Origin of the sequence: Micromonospora craniellae (assembly GCF_014764405.1) — a bacterium.
Taxonomy (GTDB): domain Bacteria; phylum Actinomycetota; class Actinomycetes; order Mycobacteriales; family Micromonosporaceae; genus Micromonospora; species Micromonospora craniellae.
On record NZ_CP061725.1, the window covers coordinates 1457378 to 1480008 of the forward strand.

17 protein-coding genes and 1 pseudogene are annotated in these 22631 nt (G+C 71.6%); 3 read left to right on the forward strand and 15 right to left on the reverse strand.

All coding sequences use genetic code 11. The features are described from left to right. Positions 1-288: 288 nt before the first annotated feature. Together ID554_RS32955 and ID554_RS06620 are read left to right on the forward strand one after the other, a co-directional pair. Positions 289-585, forward strand: a pseudogene (locus ID554_RS32955) (DUF5825 family protein); the annotation flags it as partial. A gap of 16 nt (positions 586-601) precedes the next feature. Next, positions 602-832 (forward strand): hypothetical protein, encoded by a 231-nt coding sequence (locus ID554_RS06620; RefSeq protein WP_117228481.1) that lies wholly within the window; start codon positions 602-604, stop codon positions 830-832. On the opposite strand, the gene ID554_RS06625 is transcribed toward ID554_RS06620, so the two are convergent. The 3 genes from ID554_RS06625 to ID554_RS06635 form a co-directional block, all read right to left on the reverse strand. Next, complete coding sequence (locus ID554_RS06625; RefSeq protein WP_147333461.1) at positions 833-1444, reverse strand: helix-turn-helix transcriptional regulator; 612 nt, start codon at positions 1442-1444, stop codon at positions 833-835. 224 nt (positions 1445-1668) lie between these two features. Further along, positions 1669-1938 (reverse strand): hypothetical protein, encoded by a 270-nt coding sequence (locus ID554_RS06630; RefSeq protein ID WP_117228483.1) that lies wholly within the window; start codon positions 1936-1938, stop codon positions 1669-1671. Between the two features lie 72 nt (positions 1939-2010). Continuing rightward, on the reverse strand, positions 2011-2151 hold the full coding sequence (locus ID554_RS06635) for a hypothetical protein (protein ID WP_158573738.1): 141 nt from the start codon (positions 2149-2151) through the stop codon (positions 2011-2013). 235 nt (positions 2152-2386) lie between these two features. Here ID554_RS06635 and ID554_RS06640 point away from each other — a divergent pair, with 235 nt between their 5' ends. Continuing rightward, on the forward strand, positions 2387-3367 hold the full coding sequence (locus ID554_RS06640; RefSeq protein ID WP_117228484.1) for a helix-turn-helix transcriptional regulator: 981 nt from the start codon (positions 2387-2389) through the stop codon (positions 3365-3367). 53 nt (positions 3368-3420) lie between these two features. Here the strand turns inward: ID554_RS06640 and ID554_RS06645 are convergent, their stop codons facing one another. The 12 genes from ID554_RS06645 to ID554_RS06700 all read right to left on the reverse strand — a co-directional run bounded on the left by ID554_RS06645 (position 3421) and on the right by ID554_RS06700 (position 22607). After that, positions 3421-3849 carry an Rv0361 family membrane protein gene (locus ID554_RS06645; RefSeq protein WP_147333462.1) on the reverse strand — a complete coding sequence of 143 codons (429 nt, stop codon included), beginning with the start codon at positions 3847-3849 and terminating at the stop codon, positions 3421-3423. After that, positions 3846-4652, reverse strand: coding sequence for an SDR family NAD(P)-dependent oxidoreductase (locus tag ID554_RS06650; RefSeq protein WP_117228486.1), 807 nt, complete (start codon positions 4650-4652; stop codon positions 3846-3848). The genes ID554_RS06645 and ID554_RS06650 overlap by 4 nt, the downstream gene beginning before the upstream one ends. Positions 4653-4720: 68 nt before the next feature. After that, entirely contained in the window at positions 4721-5740 is a 1020-nt protein-coding gene (gene gntD, locus ID554_RS06655) for a guanitoxin biosynthesis L-enduracididine beta-hydroxylase GntD (RefSeq protein WP_117228487.1), read from the reverse strand. Next, positions 5737-5964 carry an MbtH family protein gene (locus tag ID554_RS06660; protein ID WP_117228488.1) on the reverse strand — a complete coding sequence of 76 codons (228 nt, stop codon included), beginning with the start codon at positions 5962-5964 and terminating at the stop codon, positions 5737-5739. Before ID554_RS06660 ends, gntD begins: the two co-directional genes overlap by 4 nt. Position 5965: 1 nt before the next feature. After that, complete coding sequence (locus ID554_RS06665; protein ID WP_117228489.1) at positions 5966-7006, reverse strand: class I SAM-dependent methyltransferase; 1041 nt, start codon at positions 7004-7006, stop codon at positions 5966-5968. Between the two features lie 11 nt (positions 7007-7017). Further along, a complete protein-coding gene (locus tag ID554_RS06670; RefSeq protein ID WP_147333463.1) occupies positions 7018-7764 on the reverse strand; it encodes a HalD/BesD family halogenase in 747 nt (248 codons plus the stop codon). Between the two features lie 124 nt (positions 7765-7888). Further along, positions 7889-8707: an alpha/beta fold hydrolase gene (locus tag ID554_RS06675; protein ID WP_117228491.1), complete on the reverse strand. Its 819-nt coding sequence runs from the start codon at positions 8705-8707 to the stop codon at positions 7889-7891. Between the two features lie 22 nt (positions 8708-8729). Further along, on the reverse strand, positions 8730-9866 hold the full coding sequence (locus ID554_RS06680; protein WP_117228492.1) for a hypothetical protein: 1137 nt from the start codon (positions 9864-9866) through the stop codon (positions 8730-8732). Beyond that, entirely contained in the window at positions 9854-10396 is a 543-nt protein-coding gene (locus ID554_RS06685) for a flavin reductase family protein (protein WP_199489199.1), read from the reverse strand. The genes ID554_RS06680 and ID554_RS06685 overlap by 13 nt, the downstream gene beginning before the upstream one ends. Further along, positions 10396-11952: a tryptophan halogenase family protein gene (locus ID554_RS06690; RefSeq protein ID WP_199489200.1), complete on the reverse strand. Its 1557-nt coding sequence runs from the start codon at positions 11950-11952 to the stop codon at positions 10396-10398. The genes ID554_RS06685 and ID554_RS06690 overlap by 1 nt, the downstream gene beginning before the upstream one ends. Then, positions 11949-12167 (reverse strand): MbtH family protein, encoded by a 219-nt coding sequence (locus ID554_RS06695; RefSeq protein ID WP_117228493.1) that lies wholly within the window; start codon positions 12165-12167, stop codon positions 11949-11951. Before ID554_RS06695 ends, ID554_RS06690 begins: the two co-directional genes overlap by 4 nt. Before the next feature lie 12 nt (positions 12168-12179). Then, positions 12180-22607 (reverse strand): non-ribosomal peptide synthetase, encoded by a 10428-nt coding sequence (locus ID554_RS06700; protein WP_117228494.1) that lies wholly within the window; start codon positions 22605-22607, stop codon positions 12180-12182. Positions 22608-22631: the final 24 nt, after the last annotated feature.

Genomic DNA, 22631 nt, shown 5'->3' on the forward strand with positions numbered 1-22631 from the left:
GAGCCGAAGTTCGACACCGACCCGGGCTCTCCGACGCCGACGCCGAGGGGCTGCACAAGCTCACCGGCGTCTGGATCGACGCGTACCCGTCCAGCTCGCTGCGGATCCTGAGCTCCGACGACGAAGAGATCGTGATCGAGGACCGGCGGGTCGGCTGGTCGGAGCAGGACCACCGGATCACCGGGGCCGGTTTCGTGGCCGCGTACCGCGAGCTGGGGAGCGGGCGGACCGCGAAGGCCCTGGCCGCCCGGGTCGCCGAGCACGGCCTGGCCGACCAGGAACTGCACGGTGATCGACTTCGACGCGCTGCGCGCGGACCCGGCGGCGTACAGCCTGCTCGCGGTCGAGCTGCCCGAGCCGTTACGGTTCGGGCAGTCCCCGGCGCAGGACCTCGACCTGCTGCGGCTGCTCCGCGCGGTCACCAGCCACGCGGTAAGGCTACGGTGGACGCTCAGTGGCCGCCCGTCGTTCCCGCTGCACACCTACTCGCACCTGCTGCCGCCGTGCCTGGGCGTGGAGCTGGACGACGTCACCCACACGGTGGCCCGGGCGCGGGACTACCGCTACGGGTCGTTCTACTACCGCCGAGGGCCGGGGGATCGTGACGATCAAAGACGTCCGACCCGGCCAGCCGGCCTCGCAGATGGTCATCGAGGACGGTGCCGACCGGTTCGAGCATCTCGCCGAGTCGGCGGACGGCCGCCCGGGGGCCGACGACGCGGAGCTGGTCGATGACGCGGTCGAGGCATGCCTGGCCGTCGAAGCCGATGGTCGCACGCTCGTACTCCCGTTCCGGATGCGGCACTGGCCGGTGCCATACCTGGCGGTCTGATCAGACCAGGCCGCGTCGCGCGGCTTGGACACCGGCCTGGAATCGGGTGCTGGCGTCGAGCCGGTGCATCATGTCGGACACCCGCCGCGCGAAGGTACGCCGGCTCATGTGCAGCGTCGCCGCAGCCTGGTCGTCGGTCAGGCCCTCGCCGAGCGCGCGGACCAGTTCCTCGCCCTCGTCGACCCGGGGGGCCGCCCGGACGGCCCGGGTGTGCTGCACTGCGGTGTCCCACATGAGGCCGAACACCGTCGCCAGCGAGTCACCCATCACCACGCTGCGGATCCGCGTCAGCCGGCCGTTGCCCGGGTTCACCGGATCCTGGTGGGGCAGGTAGACCACGGCCCGGTCCCGCACCACGAGGAAGTAGGGCAGGTCCACCGGGGACCGCAGCGCGATCCCGTCCCGGGCGAGGGCGGCCACCGGTTCGGCCAGCGGCTCCCGGCCGGGCGTGAAGAGCAGGCGGACCGTCAGGTTGCGGGCCCGCAGCTCGCCGAACACCTCCGCAGGTAGCGGCATCTGACCGGGTATCGGCGCCACGACCAGGAGTTCGGTGCGGGTCAGGTCGGTCAGCTCGGCGCTGAGCAGGAGGGCGCTGAGGTCGGCGCTGAGCACTCGCCGGTCCTGATAGGCGGCCCGCTGCACGAGGTTTCTGTCAGTTATGGTGGAACGGACTGGCATAGAGCCTGGGCTATCGTATATCACCTTTTATGCCCATCGATAACGGCACGCGTCACCGACCAGCCACTGGCCGGCACGGTCCTCCTACAATTTCCACCGGACCACGGAGAGTCAGCATTCGCCTCTCCGCGCCCATTAGAGCGGGTGTCGGACGCCGATCACAGCTCCCACTGCCGGATCACTTCCCAGCCGTCGAGCCGTTCGGCAGCCCGTACACAGAGATCAGCCAGAGTCAGTTCGGCGGATCTCATGTCACAGATAGCGACATAGGCCCCTATCCACATCAACCCCGCCCGTTCTATCACCTTGACGTGTTCGACTCGGTCGCCATCCACACGACAGCCGAGAATCAGGTCCCTTAGCCGTTCGGGCGTCAGCGGCGTCCGTGCCGTCGTCACCGGAATGAGCGTTACGGCTGACAGCTGCACGTTTCCATCCAATGTGTCGTAGTAAATCCCCCCGCCAACACACCCCCACGCTCAGCGAACGGCACCCGCGACCTAGCGCAGCGGCATTCCCCAGGAGAACCCGGCGGTCGGCCGCTGCTTCTTGTTCAGGGGAACCCGCTCGCCGTGCAGCGGAGTGGCAGCGCTGACCACGAAAGCCAGGGCGGCAAGGGCGATCTTCAGGCGACGAGACATATAGCCGCTTTCCTTCCCGAATCAGGCAACCTGCCTAACGGTTCCCCCATTGCACCGCGTCGGCGATGCCAGTCTCTTGCGATGCCCGGATACGGTCAACAAGATCCAAGTGACGGGATCGCGCCAGGCGGGTTCACGTCAGAGCGGCAGGATCTTGCCAGCCGTCTTTGCCGTCTGACAATCTCTTTCCCGGCACGCCACCCGGTCGGGCACGAGCACTAGTGGGAGGAGCAGAGTGTTCAGCACCCTGGGCATATCGACCACCGCAGAGGCCGTCTACATGACCATGTTGCGCCAGTCGACCTGGGGGGTCGCCGAGATCGCCGAGTCTTTGGGGATCGACGCGGGGCAGGTGCACGACGCACTCGACGAGCTGATCGAACTCGCGCTGGTCCGCGAGTCACCCGTCCGCCCCGGCAACCTCACACCGACCAGCCCCAAGGTCGGCCTCGCGGCGCTGCTCGCCCGCGCCAAGGCGGACATCGCCCAGCAGCAGTACGAGATCGAGGCGACCCAGGCGGCCATCGACGCCCTCTCCGAGGCCCACCACGTCGACCAGTCGGACCAGTCGGACCAACTGGTCCAGATCGCCCAGCTCGACTCGGTACGCCAGCGCCTCCAGCAACTCGCCCGGATGACGCAGGTGGAGTGCCTCTCCTTCAACCCCGGCGGCGCGCACCGGCCGGACGCGATGGCCGCCAGCAAGCCCGTCAACCAGGAGGCCCTGGAACGGGGCGTGACCATCAAGTCGATCTATCAGGATAGCTTCCGTAACGACCCGGACACGCTTGCCTACGCCCGCTGGTTCAACAGCCTGGGCGGCGAGACCCGCTGCGTTCCGGTGGTCCTGTTCCAGATGATCATCGTCGATCGTCGGATCGCGCTGTTGCCGGTCGACCCCACCGACGCCCGCAAGGGCGCCATCGAGATTCACAACGCGGGGATCATCGCGGCGCTCAGCACCCTGTTCGACCACGCCTGGTCCACGGCGACACCGTTCGGCTCCGCCGCCACCGCCGACGAGAACGGCCTGGAACCGACCGAGCGGCAGTTGCTCCAACTGCTCGGCGACGGCAACACCGACGAGGCCACCGCCCGCAAGCTCGGCCTGTCGGTGCGTACCGTGCAACGGATGATGTCCGACCTGACCACCCGGCTCGGCGCGGAGAGCCGCTTCCAGGCCGGTGCCAACGCCGTACGGCAACGCTGGCTGTGATCCGGCCCGCGCCTCGCCCCGGAGACTTCCGCGTCGGGGCGAGGCGCGGCGGGTCACACCGACGGCTCGCAGATGAGCCAGTCGCCGTCCTCGCGGAGCATCGACACCATCCGCGCCTGCGTGGTGCCGTCGGCGTAGCTGACGCTGACCCCGACCGTGCCGGTGGTCTTCCACGGCAGGCCGTTGACCCGCAGCTCACCGGTCATCTCGTGGGAACTGGGCAGCCGCGCCTCGGCCGCCGAGGTGAACGCCTCCCGGGACTGGTCGGCGCGTACCTCGGCGCAGAGCGAACCGTACGCGTCGTCGAAGCGCCGCTCCTCCAGCGCGCGGTAGTAGTCGTCCACCACGTCCTTGGCGACACCGCCACTGCGTGCCGTCAGGAACACGGCCGAGCCCGCCCCGGCGAGCACCAGCAACACGACCGCACCGACCACCACCAGCAACACCGTCCTCCTGGTCTGCGCCGACTCCTGCTTCCTCATGCCGGCACTCCGCTCTGCTCCGTGCCGCCCTGGAGGGCGTCCGCCTCGATGATCTGCTCACTCCGTTCGCTCGTGTCGGCTCCGAACACGGCGGTGGTCGCGCCGGCGGTCTCCGCGCCGTCGATGACCAGCTCCTGCCCGGTGAGGAAGCTCGCCTCCGGAGAGGCCAGGTAGTGGAACGCCGCCGCGATCTCCTCCGGTGACGCGTGCCGTCCGGCGGGAATCTTCGCGTTCACCTCGTCGAGCATGGCCGGCGTGTACTCGGCCAGTTGCATCGGCGTCAGCACCGCACCCGGACTGACGCAGGCCACCCGGATCCACGGGCTCAACTCCAGGGCGAACGTGCGGCAGAGCGCCACGATGCCGGCCTTGGTCGCGTTGTAGTCGGCGTAGAGCGGGTAGCCCCGCAGGCCGTTGACCGACGCGGTGGCCAGCAGGACGCCAGCCCGCTGCCGCACCATCACCCGGGCCGCCGCCTGCCACAGCCCGAGTACGCCCAGCAGGTTGACGTCGACCACGCGGCGCGCGTCGGCCTCGGTCAGTTCCAGCACCCCGTGCCGGACGCTGATGCCGGCATTGGCGATCACGACGTCGATCGGGCCGATCTCGGCGACCTGCGCCACCGCGTCGCGGACCGCAGACCAGTCCGCGACGTCGGTCTCGATCCACGTGACCGCCGGGTTCTGCGGATCGGCGGAGGGCCGCACGTCCAGGTTGAACACCCGGTCCCCGCCCGCGGCGAACCGTTGGGCCGTGGCCCAGCCGATGCCGCTGGAGGCACCGGAGATGATTACCGTCCGCATCGAACTCTCCCAGTTCTCGTGTGGGTCGTGGTGGGCGCGGTGGCCGCGCCCACCACCGGTATTCCCGGTCAGACCAGCACCCTGCTGCCCGCCGGTACCCCGCTGCCCGACCGCAGGTTGCGGCTGACCGTCAGCTTCTTGAGCCACCGATCGGTCCCGTCGTACCGGGCCCGGAACGACTTGCGGCCGTGCACCGCCTGGTAGTTGTCGACGATGAGCAGCGTGCCGCGCTCCACCACCACGTCGTGCTGGTGCGCGAGCAACTGCGAGTGCAGGGCGTTCAGCGCCCGCCGGGCGACCGCGTCGTCGTCACCACCCACGCACCGCATGAACGGCAGGTCGATCCGCAGGTACGGCCGGGACGGATCACCGGACAGCACGGCCACCGGCTCGGGATCGTCCCGCATCCGCTCGACCAGCTTGAGGGCCGGATGGTCCGGCTGGCTCAGGGTGAGCTGACGGATGTGCTCGTCGTCGGGGAGGATGTGGTAGCGCGGCTGCCGGAGCACCTCGACGTCGGCCGGGTCCAGGTCCAGTTCCCGGACCGACGCCACCGTGGTGGCCACCTTGTCCTCGTTGCGGACGCCGAAGAGCAGCAGGTAGTCGCAGCGGCTCGGGTGGAAGGCGTCCTCGGTGTGGAACTCCAGCAACGCCTCGCTGCCGTGACCGTTCTGCCGCGCCTCGTCGCCCGCGATCGGCACGATGTTCTGGACGAGCCGGCCGCCCTGGAGCGTGGCCCAGGTGAACGGGTCCCCCAACGCCATGCCGCACAGCGCCATGCACACCTCGACCTCGGTGACGTGGCTGCCCCGCCGCTCGGCGTCCCAGTGCGTCGGTGTCGGCCCGACCTGCCGGTCGTCGACCGGGAAGCCGAGCACCGAGCAGGCCGCCGCCGGTTCGCCGTGCCGGAACTCGTCCAGAAACTCCCACAGCCCCGCCGGCAGGCGCCGCACCGCGGACCGGTGGCGGTCGTAGAAGTCCGGCTGCCGGGGGTCCACGTCGGGAGTCGACCGTACGGTCTCGCCGATCGCGCGCAACGCGATGAGATCGGCGTCGCTGAGCTGGTATCGGGGCCAGTCGGTGGTCACCGGGACGCTCCGGAGTCCGCCGCCATCGCCCGGGCGAGGCTCGCCGGCCGCATGTCCGTCCAGGTGAACTCGACGAAGGCGAGGCAGTCGGCACGCCCGGCCGGGCCGTGCGCCACCGACCAGCCGTCGGGCACCGGGTTCGACTCGGGCCACAGGGAGTACTGCGCTTCGGCGTTGACCAGCACCAGGTACGTGCCGTCGGGCCGGTCGAACGGGTTCGACATCTCAGGCGCTCCTGGGGGCCGACGGAACCAGCTCGAAGAGAATCCCGGACGGCGGAGCGGCCACGTGGCGCTCGCGGACCAGGTCCCACCCAGCCGCCTCGAACGCCTCCAACCACTCCCTCCGACTGGGGATGTAGACGCCCATCAGGGCGTGGATCAACTCGAAGCCGATGGTGAAGATGGTGGTCGTCTCCGGGCTGGCCGGCCCCGGGGTGCGGACCACGTCGCAGAGCAGCAGGCGCTTGACGTTCGGGAACGCCCGACGCAAATTCGCCAGCCCGTCGACGCAGCGCTGCATCGGCCAGAAGTCGTGACCCATGAAGACGCAGGTCACCACCTCCACGTCGGCGAAGATCTCGGTGGGCTCCAGGGCCAGCACGTCGCCCTGCACGATGTGGACGCGGCCTTCCAGGCCCGCGTCGGCTACCGACTTCTCGGCCAGTTCCACCGAGCCCCGGGCGATGTCGACGCCGACCGCGCTCACCGACGGGTCCCGCTCGGCGATCCGGATCAGGCGCTGCCCGGAGCCGCAGCCCAGGTCGGCGATCACGGCGAAGTCGAGCCCGGTGACGATCTCGTCGAAGAGCGGCTCCACCTCGCTGTCGCCGATCAGGCGGGAGCCGATCGCCACAGCCCGCATGTCGCGATGGTAGAAGTCGCCCACCCGCTGCTCGGGCACGGCGACGTCGGGTGCGATGGAGAACAGTTCCCCGCACCCCTTGACCAACCAGTAGAAGTAGCCCCGGGCGGCGTAGACGTCGGCGAAGCCCGGCCCGACCGTGTACCGGTCCCCGTCGGGCTGGACCACCTTCGCCCAGACCAGGGTGTCCAGCAACCCACGGACCACGCCGTGGTCGAGGCGGCCGCCGGCGGCCGTGGCCACGTCCGTGCCGCCCTCGGCGTGCAGCAGGTCGAGCAGGCCGATCTGGTGGCTGGCGGAGATCGCCGAGGTGACCACGTAGGACGAGAAGAGGCTGGCGGCCGCTCCGACCGTGTACGGGGGAGTTTCCGCCGGGTATGTCTCGACGAATGTGTCGGTCATTGTTTCCTCCTTTAGCGGATGTGCGGCGCCGCCGGAGCCGACTCAGCCCACAACGCGTCCATCGTCTCGTGTGAGATGTGCCGATCCAGATCGGTGGTGGCGGCGTAACCCATGTTGATGATCGTCCGGACGCCCCCGGTGATCGGATAGACCCTGTGCAAGGTGGTGTCGGTGCGCATCAGATAGAGGTCACCGGGCACGAAGGAGGCCGAATAGGTCGGCCCGGCCAGAAATGCCCGGTGGATCTCTGGATTCTCCTTGTTCCACGTCGTCCCCGGCACGCACTGCACGAAGCCGCCGTGCTCGACCGCCGGGCACTCGATGATCCAGACCAGCGCGAAGGCGTAGTCGTCCCAGTGCCAGCCGTGCGTGTCGCCGCTCTCCTCGAGCCGGGTGATCACGTACTGCTCCGGCTCGTACGGACAGGGCAGCACCGCCTCGCCGGCCACCTTGGACAGCAGCGCGAGCAGGGCTTCGGACTCGTACACCGCCGGGATGACCGTGCTGCGCTCGACCACCTCGTCCCGTCGCACGTTGCGCATCCGGCGCAGGGTGTTGCCGGTCGCCGCGAACCGCAGGTCACGGCGGACCCCGGCCTCGCCGACCAGGTTCAACACCTCGGCCGCGACGGCCTCCTTCAACTCCTCCGGAACGATAAAGGACAGTTTTGTGAAACCGTACTTCGCGAGGTGCTCACGTGCCTCGGTCAGCTGCGCCGAGCTGACCTCGTGCGCCGCGAGTCTCGCGAGGGGATCCACCACAGAAGCTTCCACAGTTACCTCCTATTCGCTTCTCTTACGCCGTCTTCGCCCATGCCCGAGCCGCCGATCGCGGCGCGGACAGCGCACTTTCCATTGCGTCGAACATGTGGCAGGAACACGGTCACCCCACGGTTGACCGGAAGAACTCGACGAGCAGTGCGTTGACGGCGTCCGGCCGTTCCAGATAGCCGAAGTGCCCGCACCGGGCGACCTCGGCGAACCGGGCACCGGGAATCGCCTCGGCGACCTCCCGGCCCAGATGCGGCGGTGTCACCAGGTCGTCGGCGAAGCCGACCACCAGAGCGCCGTCCGGCGGCGGCGTGACGGCCCGGTACGCGTCGAGCCGGTCGGCCATCCGTTCCAGTTCGGTCTGGGCCTCGGCCACCTCGAGGGAGGGTGGGAAGAACTCCATCAGGTCCAGCCAGTAGCGGGCCTGCTTCTCGTCGTTGAGCGTGTGCGGGGACAGGCTCTGGATCAGCCGCCACACGGCGTACGCCTGCGGCGGCAGCTTCGCCTCCCCCAGCGCGATGGCCGCCTCAGCGGTGGCGAGCGCACCCCGGAAGGTGTCGGTCCGGCCCCGCGTCGCCATCAGCACCGCCTGCTGCACCAGGTCCGGCCGGGTGACCATCACCTCCTGCACCACGTGTGCGCCCATCGACGTGCCGACCAGCCGGGCCCGGCCGCCGCAGAGGCGCTCGACCAGAGCGACGACGTCGCCGACGAGGTCCTCCACGGTCGGCTTGGCCGCGCCCGGCGGCAACGGCGCGACGCCACGGTTGTCGAAGGTGACGACCCGGTACCCGGCCGCCACCAGCGCCGGCACCTGATGCAGCTGCCACACGCTGCCCGGGCTGCCGGTCCCCATCACCAGGACGACCGGCTCCCCGGTGCCACGCTCGGCGTAGCTGATCTTCGTGCCGTTGGCCACGACGAGTGGCATGACTGGCTCCTTCGATCCTGGGTCAGGCCACCGGAAGGGACAGGTCCCGGATTTCCCGGGCCGGACGGGTCGGCGTCAGCGGCAGCGACCTCGTTCCGCCGACCACGGTGCGGCGCGGGCGGGGCATCGGGTCGACGTCGCTGTCGGAGACGCAGACGCTCATCACCCGGTGCCCCTCGAAGAAGAGCAGCCCGCGATCCCGCAGCCCGGCCAGCCGTTCCTCCAGCACCTCGGCCAGATGCGGCAACTCGGCCAGATGCGGCAACTCGGAGCCCAGCTTGTCCACCCGTACCGGCTTGTCGAGGTGCAGCAGCAGCTCGGTGTCGAGGCCGTCGACCGGATAGACCAGCTCCGCATTGGAGCGGGTGTCCCGGACGGTGGTGCCACCGTCGCCCCGGGTCAACGTCAGTGCCGGGCCGCTGCCCGCCGCCCACGCCGTGTTCCACTGCCCGTCGGCGTTGGGGCCGGTCCCCTTGCGGTAGCGGCTCTCCATCTGGTTGCGCCGAGTCACCACCCCACGGATCCGGTGCGCCCGATCCAGGTCGTCGTCGAGCACGCTGCGCAGGAACTCGGGGAACGTGACCAGCGAGGGACCGGAGAAGACGAAGTCGAGCTGCGAACAGTTCTGCGCCACCGCCGCACCCATCGGCGCCTCGCAGTTGGCACCGCCGATCAGCGTGGTCACCGCCGGGTTGCGGTCCTTGACCATCCGGGCCGCCGCGAGGCTGGGCAGGTTCTGGGTGAACATCGAGCTGAAACCGAGCAGGTCCGCCTCGTCGAGCCGGTACTTCTCCACCATGCCGCGCAGGAAGTCCTTGAGACCCTCGCGGCGGCGCAGCACCGTACGCCGCAGGTCGGCCTTTGCCGGGCCGGTAAGGTAGCGACTGAAGTACTCGTCCACGTTGTCCGGTAGCTCCGGGAAGGCGAGCTGCCGGAACATCCAGTCCCCCACCCCCGCCACATGGAAGTCCATGTCCCCGGCGATGGCGTCGTACTCCTCGGCACCGAAGTAGCGGACGAAGTCGTGGTTGAGGTAGCAGACCCGCACGTCGAAGTCGTCCGGGAAGTCCCGGCGGACCAACGCGGAGAGCTGGCTGAGCGCGAACGACGGTCGGCGCCGGTCGGCGAAGGGCATGTTGACGAGGACTAGCTGGCGCACGTGGACCCTTCCACGATCGTGGGCTGCCACCGCGAGTACTGGCGCAACCCGTACAGCAGTGGGGTGTCGGCGGTGTACTGGACGTCGGAGACCTGTCCCACCACCAGCGCGTGGTCACCGACGACCCGGACGTCGGAGAGCGTGCAGGCGGCGAACCCGCAGGCGTCCTCCACCAGCCACGGCAGCCGGTCGTCTCCTTGGGGCTGCCAGACCACCTGGTGGAAGCGGTCCGCCGCGCCGGTGGCGAAGACCTCCGCCGCCCGCTGGCCCCGGGCGTGCAGCAGGTTGACCGCGAACCTCCCCCGGTCCTCGATGGCGGCCAGCGTGCGGCTGCCCACCCGGAGGCTCACCAGCAGGGTCGGCGGCGCCAGCGTGACGCTCATCAGCGACGAGCAGGTCAGTCCCCACGGCGCCCCTTCGCCGTCCACGCTGGTCACCACCGCCACCCCGGTCGGGAAGCCGCTCATGAAGGTCCGGCAGCCGTCGGCCAGCGACGGCTCGGACCCGGGACGCATCGGTACGACCGTCATCACCCCTCCGCCGCCGGTTGGATGGTGCTCAGGTACTCGTACGCGCTGGGCAGGGTCTTCACCAGGCGCTCGGCGTCGGCCCGGATCCCGGCCAGCTCGGCCGAGGCGCGGACCGGGTCGATGTGCGCCAGGGCCGGCCGGGGACTCTTCGGCGCCAGGCCCATGCCGAGGCAGATGGTGATCCACGAGTACACCTCGAACCCGTGGTAGTACGGGTAGATGGTGCTCTCGTCGAGGAGCCGCACGGCGGCGGTCTCCAGCCGCTCGGCCAGCCCGTCCGGGATCGCGCGGACCTTGGTCTCCCGCCAGTAGTCGGTGTCCTGCCGGGGCGAGGCGACGTAGTGCAGGACCAGGAACTCCTTGACGCCGTCGATCACCCGCGCGACCTTGTCGTTGTAGCCCCGGATCAGCGTCTGGTCCCAGGTGTTGTCCGGGAAGTGCTTCACCAACTGCTCGATGGCGTGCTGGATGAAGAAGATGCCGGTGGACTCCAGCGGCTCGACGAAGCCGCTGGACAGGCCGACCGCCACGCAGTTGTTCACCCAGGACCGCTCGTTGCGGCCGATCCGCATCCGGATGTGGTTGGCCTCCAGCTCGTCCTGCCCGGGGGCGGCGAACTCGCGCAGCGTGCGCTCCGCCTCCTCCGGCTCGCAGAACTCGTCGGAGTAGACGTAGCCGGTACCGATCCGGCCGTACAGCGGGATGGTCCAGATCCAGCCGGCCTCCTTGGCGGTGGCCTTGGTGTACGGCGCGATGCCGTGCTCGGCCATGTCCCGGGGTACCCGCAGCGCCACCGCGCGGTTGTTCGGCAGCACGTCGGTGAAGGAGACGAACTTCTCCTTCAGCGTCTGGTTGATCAGCAGGCCCCGGAAGCCGGTGCAGTCGACGAAGAGGTCACCGGTCACGTCGCCCTGGTTCCGGGTGGAGACGTGGGTGATCCAGCCCCGCTCGTCCTGCCCGACACCCACCACGTCGTCGACCACGTGCCGGACGCCCTGCGCGACACCGAGCTTGGTCAGGTAGCGGGCCATCAGCGCGGCGTCGAAGTGGTAGGCGTACGGGAACTGCGCCCGCTGCTCGTCCAGGGTGGAGCGGCCCAACTCGCCGTCCAGGCTGGCGGTGAAGAGAGTCCCGTCGAGCATCCGCGGGGAGCGCTCCGCCTCACACAGGTACGGCGTGATGAACGAGCCCCGGTCGAAGCTCTCGGTCGGGTCGCCGAGGGCCAGGTTCCACTCCGCCGCGGTGAACCCGTCGGAGGTACGCAGCCGCTCGAACGGGTGGAAGAAGTGGCTGCCGTCACCGCGCCAGTTGTCGTACTTGATGGCCAGCTTGTAGGAGCCGCTGCACTCCGGCATCCACTCCCGCTCGTCCAGGCCGAGGTAGTCGAAGAAGTGCCGGATGGTGCTGAACGTCGCCTCGCCGACGCCGATCGTGCCGACCGCCGCCGACTCCACGAGGGTCACCGAGATCCGGTCCTGGAAAGCGGTCTTGAGGTAGGTGGCGGTCATCCAGCCGGCGGTCCCGCCACCGACGATGACAACGTCGCGGATCATCATGCCTGCACTCCCTGGATCGCTTCCCGAACGGTCCGCACGCTGCGCGGCCGCATGTCCTTCCACACCCGGTCGATGTGGTCGAGGCACTCCTGACGGGTGCCGTCGGTGCCCTCGTCCTGCCAGCCCGGCGGGTTGGACCGGTCCGACCACCACACCGAGTACTGCTCCTCGTGGTTGACCACGACCTTGAAACGGACGTCATCCGGCTGCTTCATCGGTGGTTCCTCTCATGCCGTGGGGATCTCGTGGCCGTGGGCGTGCCGCAACCGGTCGGCCAACGCCGGGCCGATGGTGTCCAGTGCCGGTGCCTGCGTCATCCGGTCGTGCTCGCAGTCGACGGGCAGCACGTCGACCCGGCCGTCGACGTACGCCTGCCAGACCGTGGCCGGGTCGAGGCGGTGGTCCCAGGTCTGCGTGGCCACGAACAACTGCACGTCGCCGTGGAAGCGTCGGGGCGTGAACGCGTCCATCAGGCGGGCGTTGTTCAGCACCACTCCGGTCAGCGCCTCGACGGTCTTGGCGTCGAGCAGTTCGTCATCGGGGTCGGCCTGAGCCCCGTCGCCGGAGGCCGGGTCGTGGTCCCCGGCCGACCCTGGCCGGCCGAGGGCGTCGAAGAGCAGCGCGCGGGCCTGGGCCACGGTCTCCACCCGCACGTCCTCCACGTCCATCGCCGGGTAGCTGTCGATCAGCGTGAGCACCGCGACCCGCTCGCCGTCGGCCTGCAGACGGGTGGCCATGGCGTGCGCGACCAGGCCGCCGAAGGACCAGCCGAGCAGGTGGTAGGGGCCGCGCGGCTGCACCCGCCGGATCTCGGCGAGGTAGTCGTCGGCCATCTCCTCGACGCTGCCGGCCAGCACCTCGCCGCCGTCCGCGCCGCGCGCCTGCAACCCGTAGATGGGCCGGTCGATGCCCGCCTGCCGCAGCAGCCCCGAGTAGCACCAGCTCAGACCACCGACCGGGTGTACGCAGAACAGCGGCTCGCCGTCGCCGTGCACGCGCATCGGCATCAGCACGTCGAACGGGTCGGCGGCCACCCCGGACTCGACGGCCGAGGCGAGGCTGGCCACGGTCGGGTTCTCGAACAGCGCCCGGATGGTCAGCTCCACGCCCAACGCCGTCCGCACCCGGGACACCAGGCGGGTCGCCAGCAGCGAATGGCCGCCCAGGTCGAAGAAGCCGTCGTCGACACCGACCGAGTCCAGGCCCAGCACCTCGGCGAACAGGCCGCACAGCACGGTCTCGCGGGGGCCCACCGGTCCCCGGCCACCGGCGCCGCCGGTCGACTCCGGTACGGGCAGCGCCGCGCGGTCCAGCTTGCCGTTGGGGGTCAGCGGCAGCGAGTCCATCGGCACCAGCGCCGAGGGCACCATGAAGCCGGGCAGTTGTTCGCCGGCCTGCGCCCGCAGCGCAGCCAGGTCGACCCGGCCACCGGCGACCGGGCAGACGTAGGCGACCAGCCGCTGGTCGCCGGGGCGGTCCTCGCGTACCACCACGGCGACCTGGCCGACGGCGGGGTCGGCGGCCAGGACGGCCTCGATCTCGCCGAGCTCCACCCGGAAACCGCGGACCTTCACCTGGTCGTCGGCGCGACCGACGAAGCTCAGGTTGCCGTCCAGCCCCCAGCGCACCACGTCGCCGGTGCGGTACATGCGCGAGCCGGGCGGGCCGAACGGGTCGGCGACGAACCGGGTCGCGGTCAGTCCGGCCCGTCCCCAGTACCCCCGGCCCAGCCCGGCGCCGGCCACGTACAGCTCACCCGCCGCACCCGGGGCCACCATCCGCAGGGCCTCGTCCAGCACGTACAGCCGGGAGTTGAGGATCGGCTTGCCGATCAACGGCACGTCCCCGTCGGCGACCCGGTACGACGCGGTGTCGTTCGAGCACTCGGTCTGGCCGTAGAAGTTGTAGCTGGCCGTGTTTGGGGTGGCCCGCATGGCGTTCCACAGCGTCTCGGTGACGGCCTCGCCGCCGACCATCAGCACGGTCGGGTGGTGCCGGCCGTCGGCGAACATGCCGGCCGCCACGAGCTGCTGCATGAACGACGGCGTCAGGTCGACGAACCCGATGCGCTGCCGGTCGATGTAGTCGACGAAGGCCTCCGCGTCGCGGCGGACGAAGTCGTTGATCACGTGCAGCTCGTGCCCGTCGAGCATCCACAGCAGGGAGTCCCACGAGGTGTCGAACGTCAGCGGAGCGGTGAAGCCGATCCGCAACCGGCCGCCGCCGGCCGCCGCCACCTCGGGGCGGAAGAACGTGTTGCGGTGGCTCCAGTACAGGTTGACCATGCCCCGGTGCTCGATGACGACCGCCTTCGGCCGGCCCGTCGACCCGGAGGTGTAGATGACGTACGCGGGGTTCTCCGGCCGCAGCGGCGCAAGCCGTTCCGGGTCGGCCAGTTCCGCGTCGGAGAGCGCGGCCAGTTCGGTGCGTACCGTCTCGTCGTCGAGCTGGACCACGGGGGTGGTCAGCGGGGGCAGCGCCGCCAGGCCGGCGGCGGTGCCGAGCACGACCACCGGTGCGGCGTCGGCCAGCATGAAGGCCAGCCGGTCCGCCGGATGCTCCAGGTCCAGCGGCAGGTACGCACCGCCGGCCTTGAGCACCGCGAACAGCGCCACGACCATCTCCGCCGACCTCGGTACGGCCAGCGCGACCACGCGTTCCGGGCCGACGCCCCGGTCGACCAGCAGCCGCGCCAACCGGTTGGCCCGCCCGTCCAGCTCGGCGAAGGTCATCCGCGTGTCGTCGTGGACCACCGCCACCTCGTCCCCGGTGGCGGCCACCTGCTCGGCGAGCAGATCGATCAGCCGCACCGGCGGCGCGGGCCGGACCGACCCCATCCAGTCCACGGTGAGCGCCCGACGCTCGTCGGCCGACATCACCTCCAGCTCGCTGACCGGCAGGTGCGGGTCGGTGGCGGCGGCGGACAGCAGCCGCACCAGACGTTCGGCCAGGGCCGCCACCGACGGCTCGTCGAACAGGTCGGTCGAGTACTCCAGGTAGCCGCGCAGACCCGCCGGGGAGCCGTCCGGGCCGTGGTCCTCGAACACGTCGAGCGTCAGGTCGTACTCGGACACCCCGTGCCGGACCGCCTCGTGGCTGACCTGCAGACCGGCGAAGTCGAACGCGGCCGAGGCGTTGTTCTGGAACGCCAGCAGCACCTGGAACAGCGGGAACCGGGCCAGCGAGCGGGTCGGGCTGACCGCCTCCACGACCCGCTCGAAGGGCACGTCCTGGTGGTCGTAGGCGGCCAGGTCGGTGTCGCGTACCCGGTCGAGCAGCTCGGCGAAGGTCGGGTCGCCGCCGACGTCGGTGCGCAGCACCAGGGTGTTGACGAAGTAGCCGACCATCGCCTCCAGCGCCGGGTCGCCCCGGCCCGCCGAGGGGGTGCCGATCGGGATGTCGGCGCCCGCGCCCATCCGGGACAGCAGCGCGGCGAGCCCCGCCTGCACCACCATGAACAGGCTCAGCCGCCGGTCGCGGGCCAGCCGCAGCAGCCCGTCGTGCTGGTCGGCGTCGAGCCGCAGCGCGACGGTGTCCCCCGCGTAGCTGGCCACCGGCGGGCGGGCCCGGTCGGTGGGCAGCGACAGCTCCTCCGGTGAGCCGGCCAGGTTGGCCCGCCAGTAGTCGAGCTGCCGGTTGACCTCGCTGTCCCGGTCGCCGTCGTCGCCGAGGATCTCCCGCTGCCAGACCGCGTAGTCGGCGTACTGCACCGGCAGCGGCGACCACTGCGGGGCCCGGCCCCGCCGGCGCAGCGAGTAGGCGTCGGCCAGGTCCCGGCTCAGCGGCGCGAGCGACGCACCGTCGACCGCGATGTGGTGCATCACCAGCAGCAGCACGTGCAGTTCCGGATCGATCCGGAACACCTGCGCCCGCAGCGGGATCTGCGCGGCGAGGTCGAACCCCTGGGCTGTGGCCGAGGCCAGCGCGTCGGCGAGGTCCGCCTCGGTGATGTCCCGCACCGGCATCGGCGGCCGGGTCGGCGGCAGCACCGTCTGGAACGGCACCCCGCCCTCCTCGCCGAACACGGTGCGCAGCGGCTCGTGCCGTGCCACCAGGTCGGCGACGGCAGCGGCGAGCGCGTCGGCGTCGAGCGGCCCGGCCAGCCGCAACGCGATCGGGGTGTTGCGGGCGCCGGTGTCGGTGCCGTCCATCCGGTCCAGGAACCACAGGCGCTGCTGGCCGAAGGAGAGTGGGATCCGCTCGCCGCGTGGCACCGCGCGGACCGCCGGCCGAGCGGTCACCGTGGGGTCGATGGCCTTGGCGAGCGCGGCCACCGTCGGGTTCTCGAACAGCGCCCGGATGGTCAGCTCCGTTCCCAGCACCGACCGCACCCGGGAGACCAGGCGAGTGGCCAGCAGCGAGTGCCCGCCCAGGTCGAAGAAGCCGTCGTCCACGCCGACCCGGTCGACGCCCAGCACCTCGGCGAAGAGCCCGCACAGCACCGATTCGCGGGGACCGACCGGGCGTCGACTGCCACCGATGTTGCGGGTCGGTGCCGGCAGCGCGGCCCGGTCCAGCTTGCCGTTGGGCGTCAGCGGCAGCGCCGCCAACCGCACGATCGCCGACGGCACCAGGAAACCGGGCAGCCGTTCGGCAGCCGAGGCCCGCAGCTCCTCCACGTCGACCCGCGCGCCGTCCGCCGCGCAGACGTAGCCCACCAGTCGCTGGTCGCCGGGCCGGTCCTCGCGTACCACCACGGCGACCTGGCCCACTCCGGGGCCCGCCGCCAACACCGCCTCGATCTCGCCCAACTCGACCCGGAACCCGCGGACCTTGACCTGCTCGTCGGCGCGGCCGAGGAAGCTCAACCCGCCGTCCGGCCGCCACCGCACCAGGTCGCCGGTGCGGTACATGCGCGAGCCGGGCGGCCCGTACGGGTCGGCGACGAACCGCGAGGCGGTCAGGCCGGGCCGTCCCCGGTAGCCACGGGCCAGCCCGGGACCGGCCACGTACAGTTCGCCGGCCGCCCCGGGCGCCACCAGGCGCAGCCCCTCGTCCAGCACGTAGACCCGGGCACCCTCGATGGGGCGGCCGATGTCGGCACGGACCGACTGCGGGTCGGGCAGGCTGTCCGCTCCGTACACCCGGGAGCTGACGTCGATGGTGGCCTCGGTCGGCCCGTACGCGATGACCATGCGGCGGCCCGTCGACCAGTACGCGGCCACGTCGGGCGGGCAGCCCTCGCCACCGGTGATGATCGTGCGCAGGTGCGGCAGGTCCCGTTGCGGGACGGTGGCCAGCACCGACGGCGGGATGTGCGCGTGACTGATCCGGTGCTCGGCCAGGTAGGCGTGGAGTTCCTCGCCCGCCACGGTGGTCGGCGACACCACGAGGCAGCCGCCGGCCAGCAGCGCCATCGACACCTCCGCCACCATCACGTCGAAGCTCGGCGACACCAGCTGCGACACCCGCGCGCCGGGCCGGGCGTCGTGCCGGGCGATCTGGTTGGCCAGCAGCCCGGCCAGGCCGGAGTGGGTCACCTCGACGCCCTTGGGCACGCCGGTGGAGCCCGAGGTGTAGATGACGTACGCCGCGTCGGTGACCCGCAGCGGGCCGAGCCGGTCGGTGTCGGACAGGTTCGCCGGGGAGGCCGCCGTCAGGTCGATCTCCTCCAGCACCACCGTCGCGGACGCCCCCGCCACCGGTGCCACGGCCAGCCCGGCCCGGCTGGTGAGCACCACCGTGGGGGCGCTGTCGTCGAGCAGGAAGGCAAGCCGCTCGGCGGGATACGTGAGGTCCACCGCGAGGTAGGCCGCGCCGGTCTTGGCGACCGCGACGATGGCGACGATCAGGTCGATCGAGCGGGGCAGCGCGAGCGCGACCGTCCGCTCCGGGCCCACCCCTAGGGCCACCAGGGCCCGGGCCAGCCGGTTGGCCCGCTCGTTGAGTTCGGCGTAGCGCAGCGTGCCTCCGTCCGCCTCGACGGCGGGGGCCGACGGGGTGGCCGCCACCTGCGCCTCGAAGAGTTCCGGCAGGGTCAGGGTGGGCGCCGTGCCGGCACTGCCCGCCCAGGTGCTGAGCAACTCCCGCCGTTCCCGCTCGGCCAGGATCTCCACCGCGCAGACCGGTGCCGTCGACTCCGCCACCAGGTTGCCCACCAGCCGCACCAGCCGGTCGGCCAGCAGCTCGACGGTGGTGTGGTCGAACAGGTCGGTGGCGAAGTAGACCTCGCCGGTGAGCCGGTCGTCGACCAGGTGCATCATCAGCGCCAGGTCGAACTGGAGCGACGAGAGCGCCAGGTCCTGCGTCCGTACCTCGACCTCGGCCAGCCCGGTGGGCTCGTCCTCCGCGCCGGCCAGCGTGAACATCACCTGGAACAGCGGCGACATGCTCTGGTCCCGGACCGGGTTGAGCCGCTCCACCACCTGGTCGAAGGGCACCTCGGCGTGGCTCAGCGCGCCGAGCACCGTGCCGCGTACCCGGTCCAGCAGCTCGGCGAAGGTCGGGCCGTGCGGGCCGTCGCCCAGCTCGGTGCGGACCACGACGCTGTTGACCAGGAAGCCGACCACGTCGGCGAGTTCGGGGTGGTCGCGGCCGGTGACCGGGGTGCCCACGGCGATGTCGCGCTGGCCGCTCACCCGGGCCAGGAGCACCTGGAACGCGGTCAGCAGCACCATGAACGGCGTGACGCCACGTGCCGCGGAGAGGTCCCGCAACCGCCGGACGGTCTCGGCCGGCACCTCCAGCCGCACCCGGTCGGCGGCGAAGCTGGGCGTCGCCGGGCGTGGCCGGTCCAGCGGCAGGCGCAGCACCGGCAGGTCGGCGAGTTGCCGCTGCCAGTAGCCGAGCGCCTCCTCGTACCGGCCGCTGTCCCGCCGCTCCCGCTGCCACCAGGCGAAGTCGGCGTAGTGCAGGGTCACCGGGTCGAGATCGGGTGCGGTGCCGGCCCGCCGGGCCCGGTAGCACTCGGTCACCTCGCGCCACACCACCTGGTGGGACCAGCCGTCGTAGGCGATGTGGTGCAGCACCACCAGCAGCACGTGGTCGTCCTCGCCGACCCGCAGCAGGCAGCCGCGCAGCACCGGGCCGCTGCCCAGGTCGAACGGGCGGGCCCACTCGTCGTGCAGGACCCGGGTGACCAGGTCGTCGGCGAGGCCGGTGACCGTGACCATGGGCAGCTCGACGCGGTAGGGCGCGTCGACCACCTGCATCGGGCCGTCGTCGGTGGCGACGTAATGGGTCCGCAGGATCTCGTGCCGGGCGACCACGTCGCCGAGCGCGCCGGCCAGCGCGTCCGCGTCGAGCGCGCCGTGCAGCCGCACCGCGACGGGCATGTTGTACGCCGGTGACTCCGGCGCGTACTGCCAGAGGAAGTAGAGCCGCTCCTGCGCGTACGACAGCGGCATCCCGCCGGGCAGGCGGGGCACCGGCGCCGGTGCCGGACCGGCGGTGTGCGCGCTGGTGGCGAGCCGGGCGGCCATCGAGGCGACCGTGGGCGCGTCGAACACCGCCTGCACCGGCAACTCGATCCCGAGCGCCTGGCGCAGGCCGAAGACGACCCGGGTGGCCAGCAGCGAGTGGCCGCCGATCTCGAAGAAGTCGTCGTGCACGCCGATCGGCTCGGCGCGGCCCAGCACCTGCCGCCACACCTGCGCCACAGCCCGTTCGGTGTCGTCGCGGGGGGCGACCCGGTCCACCGCGCCGTCCTCGGGCGTCACCGCCGGCAGCCGGGACTTGTCCACCTTGCCACTGAGCGTGCGGGGCAACCGGTCGATCGGCACGAACGCCGAGACCCGCAACTGCGCCGGCAGGCGTTCGTCCAGGTACGCCCGGAGGTCACCGCCGGTGGGCGCGGTGCCGTTCGCGGCCACCACGTACGCCACCAGCCGGTGGTGGGAGACCCCGTCCCGGACCGCCACCACGCACGCCTCGCTGACCGCGTGGTGCCCGCGCAGCACCGCCTCGATCTCGCCCGGCTCGACCCGGTGGCCCCGGATCTGCACCTGGTCGTCGCTGCGGCCGATGAACTCGACCACCCCGTCGGCGAGCCACCGCCCTCGGTCACCGGTCCGGTAGAGCCGACTGCCGCTGTCGCTGCCGTACGGGTCGGGCAGGAACCGGTCGGCGGTGAGGCCGGGCCGGTTCAGGTAGCCCCGGGTCACCCCGTGGCCGCCGACGTAGAGGTCACCGACCACCCCGACCGGTACCGGACGCAACCGCTCGTCGAGCACGTGGACGGCGGTGTTGGCCACCGGGGAGCCGACCGGCACGATGCCGGAGGCGGTGCTCACCCCGGGGCGGGCCGCGAACATGGTGCTGTCGATCGACGTCTCGGTGGCACCCCAGGCGTTGACGATCCGTACCCCGTCCGGCAGCACCGCCAGCGCGGCCGTGTAGTCGCTGACCGCGAAGCTGTCCGCACCGACCATCAGCAGCTTGAGCTCCGGCAGCCTCCGGCCGCTCTCGGTCAGGTGCGCGGTGATCGCGGTCAGCACGGCGGGCACCGTGTCGAAGGCGTCGACGCGTTCCGCCGCCAGCGCGTCCACCAGCGCCTGCGGGTCACGGGCCAGCGACCGGGGACCGAGCACCAGGCAGCTACCGAAGGCCAGGCTCCGGACCACGTCACCGACGAAGACGTCAAAGGCGGAGCTGGCGATCGTCATCCAGCGACGTAGCGGTCCCGGGTCCCAGGTGGTCCAGGCCGCGCGCAGGTTCGCCGTGCCGCCCCGGGTGACCATCACGCCCTTCGGCGTACCGGTCGAACCGGAGGTGTGGATCACGTAAGCGAGGGCGGACGGCGGCGCGGTGCGCGACGGCCGGACCGCCGACACGTCGGCGAGCGTGGCCGGGTCGTCGAGCCGGATCAGCCGCCACGGACCGGCGGGCAGGTCGGGCGCGGTGGTGGCGTCGCAGAGCACCACGGTCGGCGTGGCGTCGTCGAGCAGCACGGCGATGCGGGCGGCGGGCTGCTCCGGGTCCACCGGCAGGAACGCCGCGTCGGCCTTGAGCACGGCCAGCGGCGCGACCACGGTGTCGTGACCGCGTCCGACACAGATCGCCACCCGGTCGTCGATGCCGACGCCGTGCCCGCGCAGCAGGTTCGCGATCCGGTTCGCGCGTTCCTCGACGCCTGCGTAGTCGAGCGTCCGCCCGTCCCAGACCAGCGCGGGCGCGTCCGGGGTGGCGTCCGCGTACGCCTCGAAGTGCTGCTCGACGGAGATCGACGGCGAGTAGCTGAGCCGGGTGCTGTTCCAGTCCCGCACCAGGCGACGCTCGTGGCTGGTGGAGAGGCGGTAGTCGCCGATCGGGCGGTCCGGCGCCTCGGCGATGCCGGTGAGCAGCTGTTCCAGGTGCTCCACGATCCGTTCGGCGGCGTCGGCGTCGAAGAGGTCCACGCTGTACTCAAGTTCACCGGTCAGGCCCTCGGGGCTCTCCCGCAGGCCGAGCGTGAGGTCGACCTGCGCCCCTTGGGCCGCCCCCGAGTACGGCTCCACGTCGACGTCGCCCAGGTCCCAGGCGTCGTTGGCGCCGGCCGCGTCACCGTCGGTGGTGAACATGACCTGGAACAGCGGGGTGGCGCTGGCGTCGCGGGCCGGGTTGATCCTCTCGACGACCTGGTCGAAGGGCACGTCCTGGTGGGCCAGGCCGTCGAGCACGACGCCCCGGACGCGGGCGAGCAGTTCGGTGAAGGTGGGGTCGCCGGAGAGGTCGCCGCGCAGCACGACGGTGTTGGCGAAGAAACCGACCAGTCCGGCGACGGCCTCGGAGTCCCGTCCGGCCACCGGCGTGCCGACGGCGATGTCCGGCTGGCCGGAGAGCCGGGACAGCAGCACCTGGAAGGCGGCGAGCAACACGACGAACGGGGTGCAGCCGGTGGCCCGGCCGAGTTCCCGCAGCCCGTCGGCGACTGGGACGTCCAGCCGGACCGGCACCCGGTCACCGGCAAAGGTCGGGGTGGCCGGCCGGGGCCGGGCGACCGGCAGGTCCAGCACCGGCACGTCGGTCAGCCGCTCCTGCCAGTGCCGCAGGCCGGGCTCGTACCCACCGTCGGCCTGGCGGCGGCGCTGCCACCAGGCGACGTCGGCGACCTGCACGGGCAGCGCGGGCAGCCGCTCCGCCGCCGCCACACCGTCCCGGTAGACGGCGGACAGCTCCCGCCACATGATCGGCAGGGACCAGCCGTCGCAGGCGATGTGGTGCATCACCAGCAGCAGCACGTGTTCCTCGGGCGTCCGCCGGAACAGCGTCGCCCGCAGGACCGGACCCTCGGCCAGGTCGAACGGCCGCAGCGTCTCGGCGCCGATCAGCTCCCGCAGCGCCGCCTGGGCACCGGCGCCGGCCGGCACGTCCACCACCGGCAGCGGCACCGGGGACGCCGGGTCGACCACCTGCTCCGGGCCCTGCGCACCGTCGACGTAGCGGGTCCGCAGCACCTCGTGCCGATCCACCACGGCCGACAGCGCGGTGCCCAGCGCCGCCACGTCCACCCGCCCGGTCAGGCGCACCGCCACCGGCGCGTGGTACGCCGCCGAGGCCGGCGCCAGCCGCCACAGGAAGTAGAGCCGCTCCTGGGCGAACGACAGCGGCAGGGCCTCGTCACGCGGGGCGCGGGAGATGCCGGTGGGACGCGCGTCACCGCGGCCCAGCCGCTCCAGCAGCAGCCGCCGTCGCTCCGGGGAGAGCTGGGCGAGCCGCTCGGCGAGGGTGTCAGACATGGAGGTCCCTTCGGAACTGGGCCG